This window comes from Pseudoalteromonas sp. NZS100_1 (assembly GCF_015864285.1).
Lineage (GTDB): Bacteria > Pseudomonadota > Gammaproteobacteria > Enterobacterales > Alteromonadaceae > Pseudoalteromonas > Pseudoalteromonas arctica.
Map to the genome: position 1 here is coordinate 41034 of NZ_JADYXN010000033.1, position 7016 is coordinate 48049.

General features: G+C 40.8%; 4 protein-coding genes and 1 pseudogene. 4 read left to right on the forward strand and 1 reads right to left on the reverse strand.

Translation table 11 applies throughout. The features are described 5' to 3' along the window. Position 1: 1 nt before the first annotated feature. Positions 2 to 2590 carry a leucine--tRNA ligase gene (gene leuS / locus I6F66_RS17805; RefSeq protein ID WP_197209535.1) on the reverse strand — a complete coding sequence of 863 codons (2589 nt, stop codon included), beginning with the start codon at positions 2588 to 2590 and terminating at the stop codon, positions 2 to 4. A 196-nt stretch (positions 2591 to 2786) separates the two neighbouring features. On the opposite strand from leuS, the gene I6F66_RS17810 reads away from it, so the two are divergent. The 4 genes and pseudogenes from I6F66_RS17810 (at position 2787) to I6F66_RS17825 (ending at position 6920) form a co-directional block, all read left to right on the forward strand. Then, positions 2787 to 3245, forward strand: a complete 459-nt coding sequence (locus I6F66_RS17810; RefSeq protein ID WP_007585575.1) for a zinc ribbon-containing protein — start codon at positions 2787 to 2789, stop codon at positions 3243 to 3245. 77 nt (positions 3246 to 3322) lie between these two features. Beyond that, positions 3323 to 5743, forward strand: a complete 2421-nt coding sequence (locus tag I6F66_RS17815) for a Lon protease family protein (protein WP_231611901.1) — start codon at positions 3323 to 3325, stop codon at positions 5741 to 5743. A 20-nt stretch (positions 5744 to 5763) separates the two neighbouring features. After that, positions 5764 to 6240 carry an FKBP-type peptidyl-prolyl cis-trans isomerase gene (locus tag I6F66_RS17820; protein WP_197141563.1) on the forward strand — a complete coding sequence of 159 codons (477 nt, stop codon included), beginning with the start codon at positions 5764 to 5766 and terminating at the stop codon, positions 6238 to 6240. Between the two features lie 143 nt (positions 6241 to 6383). After that, positions 6384 to 6920: pseudogene (locus I6F66_RS17825) on the forward strand (hypothetical protein). The last annotated feature ends 96 nt before the right edge of the window (positions 6921 to 7016 follow it).

Consider the following 7016-nt stretch of genomic DNA (forward strand, 5'->3'; position numbering starts at 1 on the left):
ATTAGTTAGCTACCACGTTAAGTAGTTTGCCTGGTACGTAAATAATTTTACGAATAGTTGAGCCATCAGTAAATTTAGTGACGTTAGACTCAGCAAACGCAAGGGCTTCTACTTGCTCTTGAGTTGCACCAGCTGCCACTGTTAACTTAGCGCGAAGCTTACCATTTACTTGCACGATGATTAGTTTTTCATCTTCAACAAGTGCCGACTCGTCAACTTTTGGCCATGCTGCATCTAAAATCTCGCCTTCTTTACCAAGCTCTTTCCAAAGCTCATGCGATAAATGCGGAGTAATAGGTGCAAGCATAATAATTAATGCTTCAAGTGCTTCATTAGCAATGGCTACATCTTGCTTGTCGTTTAATGGTGCTTTTAATAACTTATTAGAAAGCTCCATAATAGCGGCAATAGCGGTGTTAAAGGTTTGACGACGTTCAACATCATCAGTCACTTTAGCGATTGCTTTGTGTAAGTCACGGCGAAGTACTTTTTGCGGGTTAGTTAGCGCTGATTTATCAAGTGCTTGGTAACCTACTGTTTTAACGTCTACCGCGTATTTCCATACACGTTTTAAAAAACGGTGTGCGCCTTCTACGCCCGAGTCTGACCATTCAAGCGTTTGCTCTGGTGGTGCTGTAAACATCATGAATAAACGCACTGTATCTGCACCATACTGGGCAATTACATGTTGTGGGTCTATACCGTTGTTTTTAGACTTAGACATTTTGCTCATGCCTGATGAGAATACCGGCTCGCCATCTTCTTTATGCCATGCTTTAGTTACACGACCTTTATCGTCAGTTTCGGTGTTTACATCAGTTGGCGAAATCCAAATGTCGCCGCCTTTTTCATCTTTACGATAAAATGTTTCAGCAAGTACCATACCTTGACAAAGTAAGCGGTCAAACGGCTCGTCTGAATTTACTAAACCAAAGTCACGTAATAATTTATGGAAAAAGCGCGAGTACAATAAGTGTAAAATTGCATGCTCAATACCACCAATGTATTGGTTTACTGGTAACCAGTAGTTAGCAGCTGCAGGATCTAGCATACCTTCGTCGTAGCGTGGGCTACAGTAGCGTGCGTAGTACCAAGACGATTCCATAAAGGTGTCAAACGTATCAGTTTCGTGAAACGCAGGTGCGCCATTTACGGTTGTTTTAGCCCACTCTGGGTCTGCTTTAAGCGGTGACGTTACACCGTTCATAACTACATCTTCTGGTAAGCGAACAGGTAGCATATCTTCTGTGGCAGCAAGTTCTTTACCATCTTCATCGCTAAGCATTGGAATTGGCGAACCCCAATAACGCTGACGGCTAACACCCCAGTCACGCAGGCGGAAGTTTACTTTACGCTCACCAACACCGAGTGCTTCTAATTTATCGGCAATCGCTTTAAAACCAGCTTCAAAATCAAGGCCGTTAAATTCACCCGAATTTACAAGTACGCCTTTATCAGTAAATGCTGATTCTTTTAGATTTACTTCAAGATCGGAACCTTCAGCAGGCGCAATAACTTGTTTTATATCTAGGCCGTACGCTGTTGCAAACTCAAAGTCGCGTTGGTCGTGTGCAGGTACTGCCATAACAGCGCCTGAGCCGTAATGCATTAATACAAAGTTAGCAACCCAAATTGGTACTTGCTCGCCCGTTAATGGGTGAGTTGCGTAAAAGCCTGTTGCTATGCCTTTTTTCTCCATTGTTGCCATGTCTGCTTCGGCAACTTTGGTGTTTTTGCACTCTTCAACAAACATTGCAATAGCATCGCTATTTTTAGCGGCTTCTTGCGCAATAGGGTGACCACCAGCAACAGCAACATACGTAACACCCATAAAGGTATCAGGACGTGTTGTGTATACGCTAAATGTTTCGTCGTTATCGGTGCGTTTAAATTCAATATCACACCCTTCAGAGCGGCCAATCCAGTTACGCTGCATTGTTTTAACTTGCTCTGGCCAATCTTCTAACTTGTCTAAATCGTCAAGTAGCTCTTGTGCGTAGTCAGTAATTTTAATAAACCACTGTGGAATTTCTTTTTGTTCAACCACAGCGCCTGAACGCCAACCGCGACCGTCAATAACTTGCTCGTTAGCGAGTACTGTTTGATCCACTGGATCCCAGTTAACAGTCGACATTTTTTTATACACTAGGCCTTTTTCGTAAAGCTTAGTGAAAAACCACTGCTCCCACTTGTAGTACTCTGGATGACACGTCGCAATTTCGCGATCCCAGTCATAACCAAAACCTAATTGCTTAAGTTGGGTACGCATGTAATCAATATTTTCGTATGTCCACTTAGCGGGTGCTGTTTTGTTTTTAATAGCAGCGTTTTCTGCAGGTAAACCAAACGCATCCCAACCCATAGGTTGCATTACGTTTTTGCCTTGCAGGCGCTGGAAACGAGAAACAACATCACCAATGGTGTAGTTACGCACATGACCCATATGCAGTCGACCACTCGGATAAGGGAACATAGAAAGGCAGTAATACTTTTCTTTGCTCTCATCTTCAGTGACTTTAAATACCTGGTTTTCTTCCCAGTAGCTTTGTACTTTTGACTCTATATCTTGCGGGTTATATTGCTCTTGCATCTATGGTTCCAGACTTCTTGCAAACTAATAAAAAATTGCCGTTAGGATACCCCAAATAAAACACTATTCACAGCGTCAAAAACATGCTTTTATTAAATTGTAACTTTCAGTGCAGGTTAACCTGCTTTTTTATAGTGTGGTTAGCTAAAGACATAAGTTACAGACTGATTTAACAGCAATTTTGAAGGAGTAAAAAATGACTGATTACAAAACATGGCTTAGCAGTTTTACCCATTGGATAAAAGATGTGAAAGAGCATGGTTTAAAAGATGTGGTTTCTGGGTTTGTTGAATCTGAGCAGGCGCTTAAAGATTTAAGTCAAGAAAGATATGAGCTCTACAAAAGCTATTTAAAGAATGATATTGAACATATAGTAGAGAACGAATCACACTATAATTCGCTTGCATGGCAAGAGCTTAAAGAGTCTCTTTGGTTTGAACTTTCGCATATAGAAGATAAAACCCAGCTTGAGTGGCAATCTTTAAGTCAAGATTTTAAGCACAATGGTGTGTATCACGCAGGCGAATGGATAGCCATGGGAACATTAGTATGTAAGAATTGCACCCATAGTTACGATGTTTATCACGCTACACAAATTACACCGTGTATTGAATGTGATGGAATCTATTTTAGTCGTAAGGCACTGCACCCTTAAATATAAGTATTAAGTGGCTGCGGGCCACTTAATACGCCCAAAGGCCAGCGAATATGCTGGTAAAAAAAGAAGTTAGAATGACGAAAAAATTGCTGCCACTATCTGTTTCAAAGCTCGCACCGAGTATTTCTACTAATCACGTAAACACGTGCATGAGCAATCCATACCCAGAGCAACTTACGTTTATAGGCCAACAACGCGCCCAAAGTGCTTTAGATTTTTCATTAGGGATGGAACTGCCGGGTTACAACGTTTATGTAATGGGCGAGGCCGCTCACGGGCGCTTTACGCTTGTTAAAGATAAACTTAAACAACACGCAAAAGACCGCTCAACGCCAAACGAATGGTTATACGTAAATAATTACGATGATCACAGAGAGCCCATTGCGCTGTTTATGCAACCAGGGCAAAGCAAGCAACTTAGTGACGACATAGATTCATTTTTAGATGAAGTGCTCGACACGTTTCCTGCTGCATTTGACAACCCAGCGTATCAGCGTAAGAAAAAATCAATCGACCGTGAATTTAACGATGCCTACGACAGTGCTATTACCGCAGTAGAAATTGCGGCGTTTGAGCAAAGCGTTGCATTAGTAGAAGAAAAAAATTCAGTCGGGTTTGCACCACTTGTAGATGGTAAACAATTAAGCGACAGCGAATTTGGCGAACTTGAAGAAACGTTACGTGAAGAGTTTTTTGAAAAAATTGAAAAGCTAGAAGATGCATTAATAGAAGCGTTAATAGAGCTGCCACGTTGGAAACGCGAATCAAAAGAAAAACAACGCAACCTTAAAAAGTCGACAGCAGAGCAAGCCACTAAACCACTTTTAAAAGACTTAGAACATAAATACGCAACTCATATTGGCGTACTGCGTTATTTAAAAGATATTCGCGTTGAGATTATAGACGCGGTACTTGAATGGCTAGATGACGAAGATGAAAGTGAAGAAAGCAAAGAAGACTTTGACCGCAAAGGCATGCTTACCGACTTTTTTGCACCTAACATTTTAGTTGAGTTTAAAGAGGACGACGCAGCACCGGTTGTGTACGAGCCTAACCCAACGTTTGGCAATATATTTGGCAAAATTGAGTATTCAACATCGCAAGGCTCTTTAATTACTTGTTATCGCTCAATTCAGGCAGGTGCATTGCACCGTGCTAATGGCGGCTATTTAATTATGGACGCTGAAAAAATCATGGCAAACCCACAAGTGTGGGATGGTTTAAAGCTCGCGTTAAAAACACACCAAATTAAAAACGATTTACCGTACCAAGACAGCACAGTAGGGACGAGCTTTACACTTCGCCCGCAGCTTATACCGCTTGATGTAAAAATTATTTTATTAGGTTCGCGTGAGTTGTACTACACCATAGGTGAATACGACGAAGAATTTGCAGAGCTATTTAGAGTATTAGCCGACTTTGATTACTACTTGCCAAGTAGCGACAAATTGCAATACCAGTTTATTACTAAAGTAACCGAGTATTGTGAGCAAACATTAAAGTGCACTGCAACGCAGGCTGCTATGGTGCGTTTACTTAAATTTAGTTACCGCCAAGCTGAGCATCAAAATAAATTGTCAGCGCGTTTTGCTGATGTACTTGAGCTTATTGCAGAGGCGAGTTACTACGCAAAACAAGATAAATTAACCGTTATTGACGCGCACCATATTGACGAAGCCATTGAAGGTAAGCAATACCGTACCGGCCAAATTAGCGAAAATATGCTCAGTGACATAAAAGAAGGTCACACACTTATTGCAACCGACGGCCAAGCCATTGGTAAAGTAAATGGCTTAACCGTATTACACATTGGCGATACCTCGTTTGGTACACCAGCACGTATTACCGCAACCGTTTATGCTGGCGCCGATGGCGTAATAGATGTAGAGCGCGAAGCCGAACTTGGTAAAGCAATTCACTCAAAAGGCGTAATGCTACTTACCGGCTACCTTGGTAATAAATATGCGCAGCACTTTAGCTTAACGCTTAGCGCTAATATTGCTATTGAGCAAAGCTATGGTTACATAGATGGCGATAGCGCATCTTTAGCAGAGTTGTGTGCGCTTATATCGTCTATTACAAGCCTACCTATTAGCCAATCTATTGCGCTTACAGGCTCTATTAACCAACACGGTGATGTACAAGCCATTGGTGGCGTAAACGAAAAAATAGAAGGCTTTTTTAAACTATGTAAAATGCGTGGTTTAACAGGTTCGCAAGGCGTTATCATTCCTAAATCTAACCAAGTTAACTTAGTGCTTGATGACGAAATACTTAATGCGGTTGAAGCGGGTAAATTTAATATTTATGCAGTAGAAACCGTAGACCAAGCGCTTAACTTGTTAATGGATATAGAAGCTGGCGATATTATTGATGACCAGTATCCAGAAAACTCAGTAAATGGCATTGCGCTTGCTCGTCTTAAAGAAATTGCCGACATAGTTAATGGCGATGATGACGACGAAAAAGACGAAGAGCCAGATAACGAAAAGTAAAACAACGAAAAAGGTTAATGATGATCAATATAATTTTGGCGGTAGTTATCGCCATTTTTTGTTTTTTAATATTTCAAAATAGTAAAAAAGCAAAACAACAAGCAGGCATAAATGCACAAATAGGTGCAGACTATTTAGCCGCTAACGCAAAGGTAGAAGGTGTAGTAGAAACGACTTCTGGCTTGCAGTATAAAGTAATCCATAAAAGCGATAGTGAAAACACACCAACCCCAAAAAGTATGGTTAACGTGCATTACCACGGCACACTAATCGACGGCACTGTGTTTGACAGCTCAGTAGAGCGTAAAACACCGATTAGCTTTGGTTTGCACCAAGTTATTAAAGGCTGGACTGAAGGCTTACAACTGATGAGCCCAGGCGACAAATACACGTTATACGTACCGCATCAATTAGCGTACGGCGAAAAACGGGTAGGGAGTATTCCTCCTGCCTCAGTACTTATTTTTGAAGTAGAGTTACTGGCAATTGAGTCGTAATTTTATTCAAGGTAATAAATAGCTAAAGCCCTACTTTAATAAAGTGGGGTTTTTTGCTTTTAGCTAACAATAAAATTTACTCAAGGATTTTAATACGAGGTCGATACCTATAATAGTTACAGAGCTATTTTAGGGATAAAATAATGAAGATTTCACCGACTCCCATTCCATACTAAGTAAACAGCTCTAATACTCAACCTTTAGCGCAATCAGATAAACTATCTGTTGAAAAAGCGAGTGGAGAAAATAGCGAGGAAGAGAATGAAGAAGAGCCAAAATATGTGTTATCTAAGTTTCTAGATACCAAAGCGCAAGAATATAGTGAAGATAACGCTACGTTTAGCAATCAATATAAAAATCTAGAAAAAGTATACAAGCACTTTACTGGGCGAGTTATTGCGCTGCAAGAACAAATTAGCAAGCTTAAACAAAGTCCCGTACAACGTAGTTTAACTATAAATACTTCTGCAAGTGAGCCGAATAAAAGTGATGCGAGTTTAACTTTAGATGCAGAGCATCTAGGTGCAAAACAATATAAAAACACGCAACAACAAGAGCAAATAGACATGCTAGAGCTGCAACTTGGAGAGCTAAAATCAGAGCAAGCGGCAGTAAAGCAACAAATGGTTGAGTTGGTTATTAGTGAAATGAAAAGGCGAGGTGACGACTATACTATTTAGCGCCATCAACATGCTGGTGGAGGGCGTTCAGAATTCTGTGTCAGCCTAAATTGCTAAATATCTAGCACACCATCTAACCTACCTTCGAAGTGGATG

What these genes read in the sequence shown, in the direction of transcription:
- leuS (WP_197209535.1), bottom strand. Translation starts at nt 2,590, where the DNA reads ATGCAAGAGCAATATAACCCGCAAGATATAGAGTCAAAAGTACAAAGC.
- I6F66_RS17810 (WP_007585575.1), top strand. Translation starts at nt 2,787, where the DNA reads ATGACTGATTACAAAACATGGCTTAGCAGTTTTACCCATTGGATAAAA.
- I6F66_RS17815 (WP_231611901.1), top strand. Translation starts at nt 3,323, where the DNA reads ATGACGAAAAAATTGCTGCCACTATCTGTTTCAAAGCTCGCACCGAGT.
- I6F66_RS17820 (WP_197141563.1), top strand. Translation starts at nt 5,764, where the DNA reads ATGATCAATATAATTTTGGCGGTAGTTATCGCCATTTTTTGTTTTTTA.